This is a genomic window from Streptomyces sp. NBC_01723 (assembly GCF_036246005.1).
Classification (GTDB): Bacteria; Actinomycetota; Actinomycetes; order Streptomycetales; family Streptomycetaceae; genus Streptomyces.
On the sequence record NZ_CP109171.1, the window covers coordinates 1366537 to 1384045 of the forward strand.

At 73.5% G+C, this 17509-nt stretch carries 16 protein-coding genes; 7 read left to right on the plus strand and 9 right to left on the minus strand.

Going from position 1 to position 17509, the window contains the following annotated elements; genetic code table 11:
* Positions 1-84 precede the first annotated feature (84 nt).
* Together OIE75_RS06495 and OIE75_RS06500 are read left to right on the plus strand one after the other, a co-directional pair.
* Positions 85-849 (plus strand): SDR family oxidoreductase, encoded by a 765-nt coding sequence (locus tag OIE75_RS06495; protein ID WP_329469923.1) that lies wholly within the window; start codon positions 85-87, stop codon positions 847-849.
* On the plus strand, positions 846-1280 hold the full coding sequence (locus OIE75_RS06500) for a hypothetical protein (RefSeq protein WP_329469925.1): 435 nt from the start codon (positions 846-848) through the stop codon (positions 1278-1280). Before OIE75_RS06495 ends, OIE75_RS06500 begins: the two co-directional genes overlap by 4 nt.
* 52 nt (positions 1281-1332) lie before the next feature.
* Here OIE75_RS06500 and OIE75_RS06505 read toward each other — a convergent pair whose 3' ends face one another.
* Positions 1333-2520, minus strand: coding sequence for an ROK family transcriptional regulator (locus OIE75_RS06505; RefSeq protein WP_307010476.1), 1188 nt, complete (start codon positions 2518-2520; stop codon positions 1333-1335).
* Between the two features lie 125 nt (positions 2521-2645).
* On the opposite strand from OIE75_RS06505, the gene OIE75_RS06510 reads away from it, so the two are divergent.
* Both OIE75_RS06510 and OIE75_RS06515 read left to right on the plus strand, forming a co-directional pair.
* Positions 2646-3857, plus strand: a complete 1212-nt coding sequence (locus OIE75_RS06510; protein ID WP_329469927.1) for an MFS transporter — start codon at positions 2646-2648, stop codon at positions 3855-3857.
* 146 nt (positions 3858-4003) lie between these two features.
* Positions 4004-5416 carry a uracil-xanthine permease family protein gene (locus OIE75_RS06515; RefSeq protein ID WP_125490431.1) on the plus strand — a complete coding sequence of 471 codons (1413 nt, stop codon included), beginning with the start codon at positions 4004-4006 and terminating at the stop codon, positions 5414-5416.
* Here the strand turns inward: OIE75_RS06515 and OIE75_RS06520 are convergent.
* Positions 5398-6525, minus strand: a complete 1128-nt coding sequence (locus OIE75_RS06520) for a glycoside hydrolase family 6 protein (protein WP_329473941.1) — start codon at positions 6523-6525, stop codon at positions 5398-5400. The genes OIE75_RS06515 and OIE75_RS06520 overlap by 19 nt on opposite strands.
* A gap of 174 nt (positions 6526-6699) precedes the next feature.
* Here OIE75_RS06520 and OIE75_RS06525 point away from each other — a divergent pair, with 174 nt between their 5' ends.
* Complete coding sequence (locus tag OIE75_RS06525) at positions 6700-7395, plus strand: DUF5995 family protein (RefSeq protein ID WP_329469930.1); 696 nt, start codon at positions 6700-6702, stop codon at positions 7393-7395.
* Positions 7396-7497: 102 nt separating this feature from the next.
* Positions 7498-8427, plus strand: coding sequence for a TIGR03619 family F420-dependent LLM class oxidoreductase (locus OIE75_RS06530; protein WP_329469932.1), 930 nt, complete (start codon positions 7498-7500; stop codon positions 8425-8427).
* 28 nt (positions 8428-8455) lie between these two features.
* Here the strand turns inward: OIE75_RS06530 and OIE75_RS06535 are convergent, their stop codons facing one another.
* Positions 8456-10153, minus strand: a complete 1698-nt coding sequence (locus tag OIE75_RS06535) for a flavin monoamine oxidase family protein (RefSeq protein ID WP_329469934.1) — start codon at positions 10151-10153, stop codon at positions 8456-8458.
* Positions 10150-10992 carry a carbon-nitrogen hydrolase family protein gene (locus OIE75_RS06540; RefSeq protein ID WP_329469936.1) on the minus strand — a complete coding sequence of 281 codons (843 nt, stop codon included), beginning with the start codon at positions 10990-10992 and terminating at the stop codon, positions 10150-10152. The genes OIE75_RS06535 and OIE75_RS06540 overlap by 4 nt, the downstream gene beginning before the upstream one ends.
* Before the next feature lie 364 nt (positions 10993-11356).
* Here OIE75_RS06540 and OIE75_RS06545 point away from each other — a divergent pair, with 364 nt between their 5' ends.
* On the plus strand, positions 11357-11917 hold the full coding sequence (locus OIE75_RS06545) for a Repetin (protein WP_329469938.1): 561 nt from the start codon (positions 11357-11359) through the stop codon (positions 11915-11917).
* Here the strand turns inward: OIE75_RS06545 and OIE75_RS06550 are convergent.
* The 5 genes from OIE75_RS06550 to OIE75_RS06570 form a co-directional block, all read right to left on the minus strand.
* A complete protein-coding gene (locus OIE75_RS06550) occupies positions 11886-13097 on the minus strand; it encodes an MFS transporter (RefSeq protein WP_307010494.1) in 1212 nt (403 codons plus the stop codon). The genes OIE75_RS06545 and OIE75_RS06550 overlap by 32 nt on opposite strands.
* 138 nt (positions 13098-13235) lie before the next feature.
* Positions 13236-13688 carry an Lrp/AsnC family transcriptional regulator gene (locus OIE75_RS06555; protein ID WP_125490424.1) on the minus strand — a complete coding sequence of 151 codons (453 nt, stop codon included), beginning with the start codon at positions 13686-13688 and terminating at the stop codon, positions 13236-13238.
* A gap of 15 nt (positions 13689-13703) precedes the next feature.
* Positions 13704-15194, minus strand: coding sequence for an amino acid permease (locus OIE75_RS06560; protein ID WP_307010496.1), 1491 nt, complete (start codon positions 15192-15194; stop codon positions 13704-13706).
* Positions 15195-15497: 303 nt separating this feature from the next.
* Positions 15498-15893 (minus strand): hypothetical protein, encoded by a 396-nt coding sequence (locus OIE75_RS06565; protein WP_329469940.1) that lies wholly within the window; start codon positions 15891-15893, stop codon positions 15498-15500.
* A 69-nt stretch (positions 15894-15962) separates the two neighbouring features.
* Complete coding sequence (locus OIE75_RS06570) at positions 15963-17405, minus strand: GuaB1 family IMP dehydrogenase-related protein (RefSeq protein ID WP_329469942.1); 1443 nt, start codon at positions 17403-17405, stop codon at positions 15963-15965.
* Positions 17406-17509: the final 104 nt, after the last annotated feature.

Sequence of the window (17509 nt, forward strand, 5' to 3'; positions counted from 1 at the left end):
CGGCGGGACCGGCCTCGACACACTGGACGTGACGACAGGGCGCTCCATCCGGGAGCCCCGCTCGTCCGACAGGGGCTGAGCAGCATGACCGACATCCTGGTGACCGGCGGCACCGGCACCCTCGGCCGGCTCGTCACCGAACGGCTGCGCACGGACGGGCACGAGGTGCGGGTGCTGAGCCGGCACAGCCGGCCGTACGCCGTCGATCTGCGCGAGAACGGTGGCGGACTGGACGCGGCGCTCGGCGGAGTGGAGACGGTCGTGCACTGCGCGACCTCACCGCGCGGTGGTGACGAACGGGCGGCCTCGAACCTCGTCGCGGCGGCGCGGCGGGCCGGGGTGGCGCATCTGGTCTACATCTCGATCGTCGGCGTCGACCGGGTGCCGTTCGGCTACTACCGGTCCAAGCTCGCCGTCGAGCGGACGGTCGAGGAGTCGGGGCTCGGCTGGACCGTGCTGCGGGCGACCCAGTTCCACGACCTGGTCGTGCAGGTGCTCCAGGCGCTGGCCAAGGCGCCGGTCCTGCCGCTGCCGGCCGGGATCCGCGACCAGCCGGTCGAGGTGGCGGAGGTGGCCGACCGGCTCGCCGCACTGGCCGCCGGCGCGCCCGCCGGACGGGTGGCCGACATGGGCGGCCCCGAGGTGCGGACGTTCGAGTCGCTGGCCCGCGCGTATCTGCGCGCGACGGGACGCAGGCGGGCCGTGGTGAAGGTGCCGCTGGCGGGGAAGACTTACCGGGCGTTCCGCGCGGGCGGGCACCTGGCACCCGGGCGGGCGGTCGGCACGGGCACGTTCGAGGAGTATCTGGCGGCACGGTTCGGCGGCGGGGAGGACGGGCGGCGCGGATGAGCGGACGCGCGTGGCTGCGGGCGGGTCTCGGTCTGCTGGCCGGTACGCAGGTGGTGCTGGGGCTGGGGATCGTGCTGCTGCCCGAGCTGTTCTGGAAGTGGCCCTGGGTGTCGCACCTGCCGCCCTACAACGAGCATCTGCTCCAGGACTTCGGCGGCGCGAGCCTCGCCCTCGCCGTGGTGCTGTGCGCGGCGGTGGCGGCGATGGAGCGGCGTCTGGTGCTGACCGCGCTGGTGGCCTACCTGGTGAACTCCGTCGCCCATCTCCTGTTCCACGCCCGGCACCTGGAGCCCCTGTCCGCGGCGAGCGCCGCGGGTTTCATGGCGCTGCTGGGAGCGGCGGTCCTGCTGCCCGCGGTCCTGCTGTGGCTGGCGGCGGACGGGTCGGCCTTCGGCGGCACGGACGCGGAGGCGCGACGGCCGGCACCCTGACCGCGTGCGGGGCGGTTCGCGGAGGCGGTGACGAGCGGGAGCCTCTCCTGGGCTACCGCTCCGGCGGGGCGAACAGGTCGTCCTGGGCCCGGTCGCGGGCGGTGAGGAGGGCGCCGCGCAGAACGGCGCCGCCGCCCAGGGTGCTGGGGCGTACCTCGGTGGCGAGGGGTGACATCCGGGTGAGGCGGTGCTGGACGCGGGTGGCCAGGGCGTCGCCGCCCGCCCGGCCGATCTCGCCGGCCAGCACCAGGCAGCCGGGGTCGAGGACGGAGACGACGGCGGCGGCCCCGAGGACGATCCGGTCGGCGAGCGCGTCCAAGAAGGGTTCGGCGCCCGGGGCGAAGCCGCGTACCGCCTCCCGGACCAGCGCGGCCGCGTACGGCTCGGGACCGGCCGGGGTCGCGGTGAGGCCGTGCTCCGCGGCGAGGGCGGTCACCGCCGCCGCCCCGGCGACGGAGTGGAAGCCGCCGTCGCAGTCGGTGGCGGACGGCAGGCCCGAGGTGCCCGGCACCGGCATGAAGCCGATCTCTCCGGCGCCGCCGGAGACGCCCCGGCGCAGCGTGCCGTCGAGGACGACGGCGGCGCCGATGCCGAGGCCGAGCCACAGGAGCACGAAGGTGTCCCGGTCCCGGGCCGCGCCGTCGCGCTGCTCGGCCAGGGCGGCGAGGTTGGTCTCGTTCTCCACGCCGACCCGCGCCTCGGGGAACTTCTCCTGCAGCGCGGTCGTCAGCCGGCGGTGCCACGCGGGCAGGCCGCTGGAGTCGCGGAGTTCACCGCTGGCCGGGTCGATCAGGCCGGGCGCGCCGATGCCCACGGTGTGCAGCCGGTCGGCGCCGGCCTCCTTCGCCGCGCGCTCGACCAGGCTCACCGCCTGCTCCACCGCGGGCCCGGTGCCCGAGTCGTCGTCGATCGGCGCGGACGCCTCGGCGAGCACCCGGCCCACCAGGTCGGAGACGAGCACGGCGACGCCCTCGGTGCGGACGTCGAGGGCGGCGAGGTGGGCCCGCCCGGCGACGATGCCGTAGAGCTTGGCGTTCGGACCCCGGCGCTGCTCGCCCGACTCCCCCGCCACCTCGATCAGCCCGGAGGCGGAGAGGCGTTCGACGAGGTCGGCCACGGTGGGCCGGGACAGGCCGGTCAGCTGCTTCAACTGCCCTGCCGTCAACGGGCCCTGTCGCTGGAGCAGGTCGAGGGCGAGCCGGTCGTTGATGGCCCGGGCGGTGCTCGGGGATGCGGGCATGCCGGGATCCTTCCAGATCGGCGGCGCGGGGCGCGCGCCGGTAATCCACTATCTATCAGGCAGGGTCCCTGATAGTTTACGCCGCGGCCGGCGGCTCGCGCGGCACGGAAACGGAGGGGTGGACCATGAGCACAGTGACCTACGGGCAACGCGAGGTGAGGCGGTCCCGGTACGCCGTGGCGGCCGTGTTCGCCGTGCACGGCGCCGTCACCGGCTCCTTCGCGACCCGCGTGCCGTGGATCCAGGACCACGCCGGGGTGAGCGCGGGCCAGTTGGGGCTCGCGCTGGCGTTCCCGGCGCTCGGCGCGTCCGTCGCGATGCCGCTGGCGGGCAGCGTCAGCCACCGCTTCGGCGCCCGCACCGCGCTGCGCGGTCTGCTGGCGCTGTGGACGCTGGCGCTGGTGCTGCCCTCCCTCGCCCCGAACCTGCTCACCCTGTGCCTCACCCTGTTCGTCTACGGCGCCACGGCGGGCATGTCGGACGTGGCGATGAACGCGCTAGGCGTCGAGACAGAGAACCGGCTCGACCGGTCGATCATGTCCAGCCTGCACGGCATGTGGAGCGCGGGCGCGCTGATCGGATCGGCCGCCGGCACCCTCGCCGCCCACCTGGGCGCGGACGCCCGGCTGCACCACGTGCTGGCCGCCGCGGTGCTGACCGTGGCGGGCCTGGTCGCCTGCACGTGGGTGCTGGACCTCCAGCCCGCCGAGGACGAGGATCCGCCGCCGCGGTTCGCGCTGCCGCCCAGGTCGGCGCTGCTGATCGGCGCGGTCGGGTTCTGCGCGGTGTTCGCGGAGGGGGCGAGCCTGGACTGGTCAGCGGTCTATCTGCGGGACGAGCTGGAGACCTCGGCCGGGCTGGCCGCGGCCTGCACGACCGGCTTCACGCTCACCATGGCGCTGGCCCGGCTGGCCGGCGACAAGGTGGTGGACCGGTTCGGCGCGGTGCGTGTGGTGCGGGTGAGCGGCGTACTGGCCACGCTCGGCGGTCTGCTCGTCGTCGTGGGGGGCCATCCGGCGGTGGCGATGACCGGTTTCGCGCTGATGGGCCTCGGCATCGCCGTGGTCGTCCCGCTGTGCTTCGCCGCGGCCGGCCGGGCCGGGTCCAACCCGAGCCTGGCCATCGCGGGCGTCGCCACCATCACGTACACCTCGGGGCTGGTCGCCCCGAGCGCGATCGGCGGGCTGGCCCAGGCGACCAGCCTGGTGGTGTCGTTCGGTCTGGTGACCGTGCTGGCCTGCTGTCTCGTGGTGTTCGCGAAGGTGCTGCGCGTCGGCGACCGGGACCGCCCGAAGATCAGCCCGTCGAACGCGGGCGTGCCCGACCGGCAGTCCTGAGGAGCGCCGCCCCGGGGCTCGGCCGCCGGGCGACACCCACCGGGAAGGTGCTGGTCAGCCGGGGAGGGGGGCGGGACGTGAGCGGGACCGGTGTCCCTGACAATGGTCCGGACCGTCCTCACGTACAGAGAAAGCGAAACCTCACCATGGACCTCGGCGTGCGCTGGAAGCTGCACGGGGACGGGAAGACCCCCGCCCCCGGAGCGGTGGTCCGCCCCGACGAACGGCTCTCGTGGCCCCGCACGGCCGGGCTCGGCGCCCAGCACGTGGTGGCCATGTTCGGGGCGTCCTTCGTGGCTCCGGTCCTGATGGGCCTGGACCCCAACCTGGCGATCATGATGTCGGGCGTGGCGACCGTCATCTTCCTGCTCGCCACCCGCGGCCGGGTCCCCAGCTATCTGGGCTGCTCGCTCTCCTTCGTCGGCGTCGCCGCGGTCATCCGGGCGCAGGGCGGCACCAGCGCCACGGTGACCGGCGCGGTCCTGGTGGTCGGCGCCGCGCTGTTCCTGGTGGGTCTCGCCGTGCAGCGCTTCGGGGCGCGGATCATCCACGCCGCGATGCCGCCGATCGTCACGGGTGCCGTGGTGATGCTGATCGGCTTCAACCTGGCGCCGGTCACCGCGTCCACCTACTGGCCGCAGGACCAGTGGACGGCGCTGCTGGTGATGCTGTTCACGGGTCTGGCCGTGGTCTGCCTGCGCGGCTTCTGGTCCCGGATCGCGATCTTCCTGGGGCTGGTCTTCGGCTACCTCCTGTCCTGGGTGCTCGACCTGGTCTTCGGGAAGATCCACTCGGTGGACGGCAGCGGCAAGGTCACCGACCACTGGCGGCTGGACCTGTCCGCCGTGGGCCAGGCCGACTGGATCGGCCTGCCGTCCTTCCACGGGCCGAGCTTCGAGTGGTCGGCGATCCTGGTCGCCCTGCCGGTCGTCATCGCGCTGGTCGCGGAGAACGCCGGGCACGTCAAGGCGGTCGGCGAGATGACCGGCGACCCGCTCGACGACAAGCTGGGCACGGCGATCTCCGCGGACGGCGTCGGCTCGATGCTGTCCACCGCGGTCGGCGGCCCGCCCAACACCACGTACTCCGAGAACATCGGCGTGATGGCCGCGACCCGGGTCTACTCGACGGCCGCCTACTGGGCCGCCGCGGGATTCGCCCTCCTCTTCGGCATCTGCCCGAAGTTCGGCGCGGTCGTGGCGGCCATCCCGGGCGGTGTCCTCGGCGGCATCACCGTCATCCTCTACGGCATGATCGGCCTGCTCGGCGCCCAGATCTGGGTGAACGCCAAGGTGGACCTGCGCAACCCGCTCAACCTGGTGCCGGCCGCCGCGGGCATCATCATCGGCGTCGGCAACGTCAGTATGGAGTTCACCGACACCTTCTCGCTCAGCGGCATCGCGCTCGGCACCCTGGTCGTCATCACCGGCTACCACGCGCTGCGGGCGTTCGCCCCGGCCCACCTCAAGACGCAGCAGCCGCTGCTCGACGAGGGGACGTCCTCGTACGACGAGAAGGGCGGGGGCGACGATCCCGGCGCTCAGCGCGCCAGGTCGTAGGCGTACGACGGTGTGAAGGTGCCCGGCTTCCCCCGGCAGCCGTCGGACTCGCCGGGCAGCTTGACCCACAGGTAGGCGTCGACGCGTCCCATGCCGGTGTGCAGGGTCGGCGCGCGCCCGAGTCTGCGGCCGGCCGGGTCGCACCACTCGCCGTCGGACGGCGCCCCGTTGCCGTTGCGGCTGGTGTCGACGACGGCGCCGAGGCTCGGCGGGCCGCCGAGGGCGTCGAGGACGGCGCGGTCGTGGGCGACCTCGTCGGCGGTGGCGTGGAAGTTGGAGACGTTGCTGAAGACGCCGTCGGAGGAGTCGGGCGAGGCGGCGCCGGCCTGTTTCAGCCAGGCCGCCTGCCTGGCGGGCGCGTGCCAGCCCGAGTGGCCCGCGTCGAAGTAGACCCGGGCGGCGGGATTGGCGTCCTTCATCACCCGGCCGGCCCGGGCCAGGGAGGCGAAGCGGTCGGCCCGCTCCCCCGCGGACAGGCAGTCGGCCTGCGCGACCGAGTCGGGCTCCAGGATCACGATGACCTCGCCGGAGCCGAGCCCGGCCGCGAACCGGTCGATCCAGTCGTCGTAGGCGTCCAGACCCGGCGCCCCGCCCTGGGAGTGGCCGCCGCAGTCGCGGTCGGGTATCGCGTACGGCACGACGACCGGCACCCGGCCCCGGGCGGCGCCCCCGGAGGTGACGGCGCGGACCCGGGGGGTGAGGGTGGCGGGCGTGTAGTCCGCGAACCAGACGGCGGCCGGGTGGCCGGCCACGCGGGACGCGATGACGTCCCGGCGCGGATCGTCGGGGTGGGTCCGGACCCACTCCAGGACCTGGGACTCGGGGTGCCGGTAGAGCAGGGGGGCGGGCCCGGCGGTACGGGACGGCGCCGTCCGGGCCGTCCGCGCCGGAGAGGGCGTACCGCTCGCCTTCCGCACCGGGGGCGAGGCGGAGACCGACGCCGAGGCCGGGTCCGAGGGCGACGGCGCGGCGGGCGGGGGCTTCGGCCACGGCGTCCGCGTCACGGCCGGGCGGGCCTCGTCCGCACCGCCGCCACCGTCGTCGCCGAGCGCGGTCAGCATGCCGGTCGCGGCGCCCACCGCGACCACGACGGACGCGAGCGCGGCCATCGCGCCGCGCCGGGCGGCGCGTCCGCGCTCCGCCCTGCGAGCGGCCCGGCGCCGGGCACGATGGCCTGACACGTACGGTTCCCCCTCCCCCGCGCGGCGGGCGCGTTCCCCCGTTCTGGGGAAGCGCCGGGCCCGCCGGCACTGCGGTCACCCTAAAGCTGCGACGCTGCCGCCATGGCCCACTGCGAGCAAGTACCGACGGCCGTCCGGACGGTGGACTCGGTGCTGACCCGGATGCGCGCCCTCGACGCGGCGCTGCCCGGCCGGGACGGGGTGGCGGTCTTCAACCGCGTCTACCTCTCCGTCACGGAGGAGGTCGACCGGCACATCGACAGCGGCCGGTTCACGGACGCCCGGGCGGCGATCGCGCTGGACGTGCGGTTCGCGGAGCGGTTCCTGGACGCCGTGGACGCGGCGGCGGAGGACCGCCGTCCACCCGCGTGCTGGCGGCCCGTGTTCCAGTTCCGCCGCCATCCCGGCGTACGCCCGCTGCAGTTCGCGCTGGCGGGCATCAACGCGCACATCGGTCACGATCTGGCGCTGGCCGTGGTGGACACCTGCCGTACGCTCGGCTGCGAACCCGTCGACCTGGAGGACGAGTTCGACCGCGTGGGCGATCTCCTCGTCTCGCTGGAGGAGCGCGTCCGCGACGAGCTGATGCCGGGCCCCGACGTCCTCCAGATCGCCGACCCGCTGACCCATCTGCTCGGCTCGTGGAGCCTGGACCGTGCCCGCGACGCCACCTGGGCGGCGGCCCGCGCGCTGTGGGCGCTGCGCCGGCTGCCGGACGTCGCCGGGGAGTTCACCGAGCGGCTGGACGCGGCGGTGGGCTTCGCCGGACGCATGCTGCTCACCCCGCTGCCGGACTGAACCCGGCCGCTGCCGCCGGTGCGCACGGGCAACCGCGGCCCGTTCGTTGTACGTTGCAAGCATGCGCGACATCGCACCCCGACTGCGAAGGAGCACCCAGGCATGACGATCCGGCTCGGACTCGGCCTCCCCCAGATGCGCCAGTACGACCTCGGCAAGGACGTCCCCGACGTCGCCCGCGCGGCGGAACGAACGGGCTACGACAGCCTCTGGGTCTTCGAACGGGCCCTGTTCCCCGAACCCGCCACCCAGGGGCTGTACGGCATCGAGGGCCTGCCCTGGCCCGACGAGTACCGCAACGTGGCGGAACCGCTGGTCACCCTGGCCCTCGCCGCCGCGGCCACCGAACGGGCGGAGCTTGGCTCGAGCGTCCTGGTGGCCCCGCTGCACGTGCCGTTCCAGCTGGCCAGGACGCTCGCCACACTGGACGCGGCCAGCGGCGGCCGGGTGGTCGCCGGCTTCGGCACGGGCTGGTCCCACGACGAGTACGCGGCGGCCTCCGTGCGGCCGTTCGCCGAGCGCGGTGCCGCCCTGGACGAGCTGATCGGGGTGTGCCGGGCCGTCTGGGGCCCGGACCCGGTGGTCTACGACGGCCACGTCACCAAGATCGCGTCGGCCGTGGTCGGGCCCAAGCCCGCCCGCCCGATCCCCATCCTGCTGGCCGCCGGCAGCGGCAGGGCCCGGCGCCGCCTGGTCGACCACGCCGACGGCTGGCTGCCCACCGGCGTCGGCGCCGAGGCCGTGGCCGCGCAGTGGCGGCAGCTGCGCGAGCTGGCCGAGGAGTGCGGACGCACCGCACCGATCCGGACCTCGCTGCGGGTCAACGCCCGCTACTCCCCGGCGACCGACGACAGCGTCGAGCGCCGCCCGTTCCACGGCAGCGTCGACCAGATCGTGGCGGACCTCGCCGCGTACACCGACCTCGGCCTCGACGAGGTCCTGCTCGACCTCCAGAGCACCCTGCGGGACGCCGAGGAGCTGAAGGACGTCGCCGCCCAGGTGTACGAGAAGGCCCGGGCGGCCGGCGTCTGAGCGGACCCGCCCGGGACCGCCCGGTGGATCAGTCCTCGGGCAGCTCCACCGGCGCGATCTCGTCGTACACGTCGCCCGGGCCCGGGTTGGTCGCGTCGGTCTCCCCGCCGAAGTGGTGCATGACGCCCCAGACGGCGTTCAGCGCCGTCTGGACCGCGCCCTCGGCCCAGCCGGCCGTCCAGGAGATGTCGTCGCCGGCGAGGAAGATGCCGCGCTTGTCCTCGGGCAGATCCTCCTGCATGAAGTGTGTGAACAGGCGCCGCTGGTAGCGGTAGTGGCCGGGGAGGTTCGCCTTGAACGCGCCCATGAAGTAGGGCTCGTTCTCCCAGGAGACCGTCACCGGGTTGCCGATGACGTGCTTCCTGATGTCGACCTTCGGGTAGATCTCGCCGAGTGACTTCAGCATGACCTCCATCCGCTCGTTCGCGGACAGCGGCAGCCACTTCAGGCTGTCGTCGCACCAGGTGTAGGAGAGGCAGATGACGGCGGGCCTGTCCGGGCCGTCGTCCAGGAGGTAGGTGCCGCGGGTCATGCGGTCGGTGAGGGTCATCGACATGACGTCCCGGCCGGTGTCCTCGTCCTTGTCCAGCCAGAAGGGGCGGTCGACCGGCACGAAGAGCTTGGACGACTCCATGTAGTGGGTCCGCTCGATCGCCGTCCAGTGGTCGATCGGGAAGAGCGAGTCGTCGCAGGCGATCTTGGACAGCAGCATCCAGGACTGGGCGGTGAAGACCGCCGCCCGGTAGGTGCGGATGTCGCCGTCGGCGTCCGTCACCGTGATCCGGTTGCCGGCGGTGCGGTTCAGCCGGGTCACGGCCGGGCGCGGCTCGCCGTCCGCGTGCAGGGACGCGAGCGAGGTGCCGTGCGGCCAGTGGACGATCTTCTCCGGCTCGCGCTCCCACAGGCGCGTCGGCAGCTGCTGGGAACCGCCGACGATGCCGCGGTGGTGGTCGTCGGCCTCGGTGTAGACGACCCGCAGGATCTCCAGGATGGAGTTGGGGAAGTCGGTGTCCCAGCCGCCGGTGCCGAAGCCGACCTGGCCGAAGATCTCCCGGTGCCGGAAGGACTTGAAGGCCTCGGAGTCGCAGAGGAAGCCGTAGAAGGTCTGGTTGTCGAACTTCTCGACCAGCCGGGACCAGATCTCGCGGATGCGCGGGACGTCGCGCTCGCGCAGGGCGCGGTTCATGTCGGAGAAGTCGGCGCCCTCTTCGAGGCACTTCGCCCAGGCGTCGGCCACGTCCCGGTAGACCTGCGGGAGGTCGTCGAGCGTCTCGGCGTAGTGCGACTCGCCCTTGAGGTCCACGACGGTGGAGGGCGTCGCCTCGGCGAGCGGGTTGGGGAAGGGGCTGGTCCGGAGCCCCACCAGGTCGATGTAGTGCTGCAGGGCGGTGGAGGACGGCGGGAAGCGCATCGCGCCCATCTCGGCGGTCAGGGACTCGTCGCAGCCGTCGAAGCCCACGGTCCGCAGCCGGCCGCCGATCTTGTCGGCCTCGTAGACGACGGGCTTGAGGCCCATCTTCATCAGCTCGTAGGCGGCCACGATGCCGGACAGGCCGCCGCCCACGACCGCGACCTCGGCGCCGTGCTCGGTCGCCGGTATCTGGCCGAGCCCCGCCGGGTGGGCGAGGAAGCCGTCGTACGCGTACGGGAAGTCCGGACCGAACATGGTGATCGGCGGCTGCTGCTCGTCTGCGTGCTCGACGGCGTTGGGCACGGTGGACGTCATGGGGTGCGGACTCCTTGCACGGGTGGAACGGAGGGGGTGGCGGTGGGGGTTCGGACGAGGGACCCGTAGAGACCGGGGCGGCGGTCCTTCAGGTACGGGTTGTGCTCGCGGGACGCGGCGAGGAGGGCCGGGTCCACGTCGCCGAGGACCAGCTCCTCGGCGCGGCCGGCCCGCGCGCGGGCGGTGCCGTCGGGCCCGGCGAGGGTGGAGAGGCCGACGAACTCGAACTCCCCCTCCTGACCGGCCCGGTTGACGTACGCCACGTACATCTGGTTCTCGAAGGCCCGCACCGGCACGACCGACTCGGCGACGAACTGGAACGGATGCATCTGCGCGGTCGGCACGAGCAGCAGGTCGGTGCCGGCCAGGGCGTGGGCGCGGACGTTCTCCGGGAACTCCACGTCGTAGCAGATCATCAGGCCGACGGTGACGCCGTCGAGCCGCGCCTGCACGACCGGCTGCTCACCCGGGGTGAAGTGGTCGCGCTCGAAGCAGCCGAAGAGGTGGGTCTTGCGGTAGTTGGCCAGGCGAGTGCCGTCGGCGGAGACCAGCTGGACGGAGTTGAAGACCCGCTCGCCCTCCCGCTCGGGGTAGCCGTACGCGATCGCGAGGCCGTGGCGCCCGGCGGTCTCCGCGACGGCGTCGGCCGAGTCGCCGTCGGCGGGCTCGGCGAGGACGCCGATGTCGTCGCCGATCGCGTACCCGGTCAGGAACAGCTCCGAGGTGACGAGCAGCCCGGCACCCGCGGCGGCAGCCCGGCCGGCGGCCTCGTCGAGGACCTTGAGGTTCTCGGCGGTGGAGCCGGGCCGGCCGGAGCTCTGGAGCAGGGCGGTGCGCATGCGTGTTCCTCACCGGTGGGAGGGGGTCGGGGGGCCAGATAGACGGTACGGTCGGCGGACTCGGCCGGACAAGACGGACCTGTTGCGCACCGGAGAGCGGTTCGTTGCGTGCGTCGGGCGCGGCGCGGAGATTCGTTGTGCGCGGCCGCCGGCGGCGCGGGACGGGCGCCCCGTTCACGCTCCCGGGCCCGCCCGGCGGGGCGCCGGCAGGGGCGCCCGCTCCTCCTCGGGTGGCATCCCGGGCGGACGCTCCCCGCCGCGCGGCGGAGGGCGGTCCCGCCCCGAAGGCGATGTGGCGGGGGTGCGGCGACGGGACAGTGGTGGGCGTTCAAGTCCGCCGCCACCCGCCCACCGAGGGACCGCCATGAAACGAAGCCGTACGACGACCGCCGCGCTCTGCGCCGCCCTGTTGCTCACCGCCGTCACCACCGGTGCCGCGGTCGCGTCCGGGCCGCACGAGGGCACCCCGCAGGGGCCGCCCCCGCGGGAGGCCGCCGCGCTGACCGGCAGCGCCAAGCTCTACCGGTCGGCGGGCGACGACATCACCTTCACCTTCGACGCCCACCTCGCGGCGGAGCACGACGACAACCCGCTCGAGGCGACCGGGACGTTCGAGTTCAGCCACTACCTCGACGGCGGGGGCGCCCGGGCGAAGGCCACCGTCGACTGCCTCCTGACCGGCGGCGACGTCGCCGTCGTCTCCGGCGTCATCACCGACTCCGACCTGCCGGGCGCCGAGGGCAGGCGGGTCGGCATCACGGTCCACGACCTCGGCCGCCACGACCGGCTCGGCTACAGCTGGGCGGCGACGGGCAGCCCCGTGGAGGGCGGGGAACCGCCCAAGTGCGTCGGGTCGGCCCCCTTCGAGAAGGTGAAGAAGGGCAGCGGCGACTTCACGGTCGTGCCCTGGCGGCCGCGGTTGTAGCCCGCGCGACGGTGACAAGGGCCAGCGCCGTCAGCAGGTACGGCACCGCGGCCAGGGCGAACGCGGTGCCGTGCCCGGTCGCCGAGGATGCCACCGCGTAGGCGCCGTAGGTGGCGAGGGTGCCCAGCTCGGTGCCGAGGCCCGCGACCGAGGTCAGGGTGGCCCGGCCGGTGTCGTCGATCCGCCGCTGGAGACGCGCGTCGGCGAGCACGGTCGCCAGCTGGAATCCGCCGAAGGCGAGCCCGACCAGGACCAGGGCGGCCGGGGTGCCCGCGGCGGCGCCCACCGCCAGGGCGAGCGCGGAACCGGTGAGCAGGGCGGCGAACCCGGTGGCGGTCAGGCGGTCGGCGGCACCGGCCAGCAGGCTGCCGACGGTGGCTCCGGCCCAGATCACCAGCAGCAGCCACGGAACGGTCTCCTCCGCGACGCCGGTGTCCAGCGCCAGCAGCGGCGTGTACTCGTCGAGAGCACCCCACACCGCGGTCACGGCCGGGACCAGCAGCAGCGCGCCGCGCACCGAGCGGTCGGTGCGGGCGTCGGCGAGTCCGGCGCGCAGGGTCGCGGTCCAGCCCGGACCGCCGGCGGACGGTTCGCGGTGCTCGGGGAAGCGCGTCGCCACGGCCGCCCCGGCGAGGCAGACCAGCACGCTCGCCGCGCCCACCGCCCCGTGGCCGCCCCAGGCGAACACCGGACCGGCCAGGCCCATCGCGGTCATCGTCGCGGCGATGCCGACCGCCCGCGCCCGGCCCATCACCCGGGCGTACCGGTCGGCCGCGCCGGCCCGGTCCAGTTCGTCGTAGACCAGCGCCTCCAGCGCGCCGGACCCGAGGGCACCGCCCGTGCCCCACAGCACGAAGCCGAGCGCGAAGGCGCCGTAGGAGGGCACGAGCACCCACAGGGCGAAGCCGGCGGCGGTGAGCAGCGGGCCGAGGACCAGGAGCAGCCGCCGGGATACGGCGTCGGCCCAGGCGCCGGACGGCACCTCGAGCAGGACGCCGGTCAGCGACCACAGGGCGAACAGGGAGGAGATCTGCCAGACGGACAGACCGGTGTCGCTGAACAGCAGCGCGTACACCGGGTAGAGCAGGACGAACTCGTCGCAGAACGCGGAGGCGTACAGCGTGCGCGTCAGCCGCCGGGTACCGGCGGTGGCGGGGGCACGCTCGGGTGAGAGAGTCATGAGGCCTTCCCGAGGGGGCGGATCGGACACCGGAGGTACGGCGTCCGGGGCGGCCCTCGGGAGGAGGCGCTACGGGTGGATCAATGTCGCCGGGTCATGCCACCGATGCTAGACGGCACCGGGCCTCCTGCCCACCGATTACGTGGGCGACCCCGACGAGAAGCGCCGCAGCAGCGGCGAGAGCACCAGCACGGACTTGGTCCGCTCCACGAACGGCTCCCCGGCGATCCGCTCCAGGACCCGTTCGAAGTGCCGCATGTCGGAGGCGAAGACCTGGGCGACCGCGTCCGCGTCCCCGGTGACGGTGGACGCGGCCACGACCTCCTGGTACCGCTCCAGGCCACGCTGGATGGTCTCCGGCGAGGTGTTGCGACGGCAGTGGATCTCGACGAACCCCTCGGTCTCCCAGCCGAGCGCGGCGGGGTCGACCCGTACGGTGAAGCCGGTGATGGCCCCGGTGGCGCGCAGCCGGTCCACGCGCCGTTTCACGGCGGGCGCGGACAGGCCGACCGACTGCCCGATGTCCGCGTAGGAGCGGCGGGCGTCCTCGGCGAGGGCGTGCACGATGCGTTCGTCGAGTTCGTTCAGCACTGCGGGCGGTTCACTTCACTTCTGGTGCGTCCGGACCTCTGACGTGTCCGGCGTGGCGAGTCGGGAGCGGCGGTGGCCGTACACGAAGTAGAACACGAGCCCCACCGCCATCCAGACACCGAAGACCACCCAGGTGACGGTGGACAGGCTGCCCATCATCCAGACGCAGAAGCCGAAGCCCAGGGCGGGCAGGACCGGCGACAGCGGGACCCGGAAGGTGCGGGGCATCTCCGGACGGGTCCGGCGCAGCACCACGACGGCCACGTTGACCAGGGCGAAGGCGAAGAGGGTGCCGATGCTGGTGGCGTCGGCGAGCTGCCCGAGCGGGATGGCGGCGGCCAGCACGCCGCAGAACAGGGAGACGATCAGGGTGTTGGCGCGGGGCGCGCCGGTCTTCGGGTGGACCTTGGAGAAGACCCTGGGCACCAGTCCGTCGCGGGACATGGCGAACAGGACGCGGGTCTGCCCGTAGAGCACGGTCAGGACGACGCTGGCGATGGCGACGACCGCGCAGAAGGCCAGCAGGGTGCCCCAGAAGCTCTGTCCGGTGACGTCGGTCATGATCTGCGCGAGGGACGCCTCGGAGTCGGTGAAGTTCCGCCAGGGCTTGGCGCCGACGGCGACGGCCGCGACGAGGACGTACAGCACCGTGACGATGATCAGGGAGAGCATGATCGCGCGGGGCAGGTCGCGCTGGGCGTTCTTCGCCTCCTCACCGGCGGTGGAGGCGGCGTCGAAGCCGATGTAGGAGAAGAAGAGCGTCGCGCCGGCCGCGCTGACGCCGGCCATGCCGAGCGGCATGAAGTGCTCGTAGTTGCCGGAGCGGAAGCCCTGGACGCCGATCGCGCAGAACAGCACCAGGGCCGCGATCTTGACGACGACCATGATCGTGTTGGCCCGGGCGGACTCGCGGGCGCCGCCCAGCAGGAACGTCATGGCGAGCAGGACGACGATCAGCGCGGGCAGGTTGAAGACGCCGCCGTCGCCGGGTGGCGCCGACAGGACGGCGGGGAGGGTGACGCCGATGGTGCCGTCGAGCAGCTCGTTCAGGTACTCGCCCCAGCCGACGGCGACGGCGGCCACCGACACGCCGTACTCCAGGATCAAGCACCAGCCGCAGATCCAGGCGACCAGCTCGCCCATCGTGGCGTAGGCGTACGAGTACGAGGATCCGGCGACCGGGATGGTGCCGGCCAGTTCGGCGTAGGACAGGGCCGAGAAGAGCGCCGTGAGGCCGGCGATGACGAAGGAGAGCGTGACGGCGGGACCGGCCTTGGGGACGGCCTCGCCGAGGACGACGAAGATGCCGGTGCCGAGGGTGGCACCGATGCTGATCATCGTGAGCTGCCAGAGGCCGAGGGAGCGGCGGAGGCTGCCGCCCTCGCCCTGGCCGCCCTCGGCGACCAGTCGTTCGACGGGCTTGCGGCGCATGAGGCGCGCGGCCAGGCCCGGGGACGGTGCGGTGGCCGTTGCGTCGTGGTGCGGGGGTGCGCCTTGGTCGAGCACGCGTTGACTCCTTTGTCGCTGCCGGTCGGCGCCGCCGTGTGAGCGGACGGGCTGGTGGCGGGGCCTGGGAGCGGCGGGGACCGGCGGGCGCGCTCGTGCGGAACGAACGGGAACCCACCGAGCGGGGTCCCCGCCACGCCACGTACAGCGCAGAACACTACGAGCGGGGCGCGGCCCGGGTAATGCAGCAACCTTGCGCGTCCCGGCACGATCGTTGCGTTCGACGGGGCATGGCGTGTGTTCGTTGCGCGAAGGCCGTGGGGCGTTGCGCGGCGGGTCCGGCGGAGGGTGAATCGTCCCTGGTCAGTGGCTGTCGGGATCGCCCGCGACGGCCCGCGCCTCGGCCACCTCCGCCGCGTCGGGGCCGATCTCGCCGGGCCGGTCGCGGGCGGCCTCCTGGGCGTCGATCCAGCGCGTGTGCGCCTCCCAGGCGGCCTGCTTGCTGGTGCCGAGGGCGGCCCCGATCTGCGACCAGGAGGCGCCTGCCTCGCGGGCGGCCCGCACGGTGAGCCGGCGTCCGTAGGCGGCCTTGCGGGCCACCACCTCGCTCAGCGCGAGCAGTTCCAGGAGCTGGGGACGGTCGAGGGCTTCCTCGTCGCTGCCCGTCCCGGCGAGGGACTCGCGGGCGCGCAGCTCGTCGAGGCGGGCCACGGCGGTCAGCAGGGTGTGCTGCGGCTCGATGCTCTGCGGTGTCGTCATGCGTCGAGCGTCACGTCAGGGCGGCTTGACGTCAAGCCGCCCTGACACTTCTCGGACGCGAGCCGGTGCTCAGCCCCAGCTGGCGTGCAGCGGCTTGCCCTCGGCGTAGCCGGCTGCGCTCTGGATGCCGACGATGGCCTTCTCGGCGAACTCCTCCAGCGAGCCGGCACCGGCGTAGGTGCAGGACGAGCGGACGCCCGCGATGATCGAGTCGATCAGGTCCTCGACGCCGGGGCGGGCCGGGTCGAGGAACATGCGGGAGGTGGAGATGCCCTCCTCGAACAGCCCCTTGCGGGCCCGGTCGTACGCCGACTCCTCGGAGGTGCGGTTGCGCACCGCGCGGGCGGAGGCCATGCCGAACGACTCCTTGTAGGCACGGCCGTTGGCGTCGTGCTGGAGGTCGCCCGGGGACTCGTAGGTGCCCGCGAACCAGGAGCCGACCATCACGTTGGAGGCGCCGGCCGCGAGGGCCATGGCCACGTCGCGCGGGTGCCGGATGCCGCCGTCGGCCCAGACGTGCTTGCCGTACTTCTTCGCCTCGGCGGCGCACTCCAGGACGGCGGAGAACTGCGGCCGGCCGACGCCGGTCATCATGCGGGTGGTGCACATGGCACCCGGTCCGACGCCGACCTTGACGATGTCGGCTCCGGCCTCGATCAGGTCGCGCACGCCCTCGGCGGAGACGATGTTGCCCGCGACGATCGGAACCCGCGGGTCGAGGTCGCGGACCACCTTGACGGCGCTGATCATCGACTCCTGGTGCCCGTGGGCGGTGTCGATGACGAGGGTGTCCACGCCCGCGTCGAGGAGCTGCTTGGCCTTGCCCGCGACGTCCCCGTTGATGCCGACCGCGGCGGCGATGCGGAGCCTGCCGTTCGCGTCCGTCGCCGGGGTGTACAGGGTGGCGCGCAGGGCGCCCCGGCGGGTGAGGATGCCGGCGAGGCGGCCGTCCTTGTCGACGGCGGGGGCGTAGCGCCGGTTGGCGGCGTCGAGGGTGTTGAAGGCCTCGCGCGGGTCCATGTCCGCGTCGATGAGGATCAGGTCCTTGGACATGACCTCTTCGAGCTGGGTGAAGCGGTCCACGCCGGTCAGGTCGGTGTCGGTGACCACGCCGACCGGCTTGTGGTCACCGTCGACGACGACGCCCGCGTTGTGCGCGCGCTTGGGCAGCAGGGCCAGCGCGTCGGCCACGGTCTGGTGCGGGACCAGCACGATCGGGGTGTCCAGGACGTGGTGGCGGCTCTTCACCCAGGAGACGACCTCGGTGACGACCTCGTTCGGGATGTCCTGCGGGATGACCACGAGGCCGCCGCGCCGGGCGACCGTCTCCGCCATCCGGCGTCCCGCGATGGCGGTCATGTTGGCGACGACCAGCGGGATGGTGGTGCCCGTGCCGTCCGGGGAGCCGAGGTCCACGCCCTGCCGGGAGCCCACGGCGGAACGGCTCGGCACCATGAAAACGTCGTCGTACGTCAGGTCGTACGAGGGCTGGATGTCATTCAGGAAACGCACGTGCTGCACATCCCAGTCGATCAGAGGTGGCCCCCGGACAGGTCAGCCAGGGGGAAAGAGCACGTACTTCATTCTCCCACGGCCGGGCGCCGGCAACCCCCGGG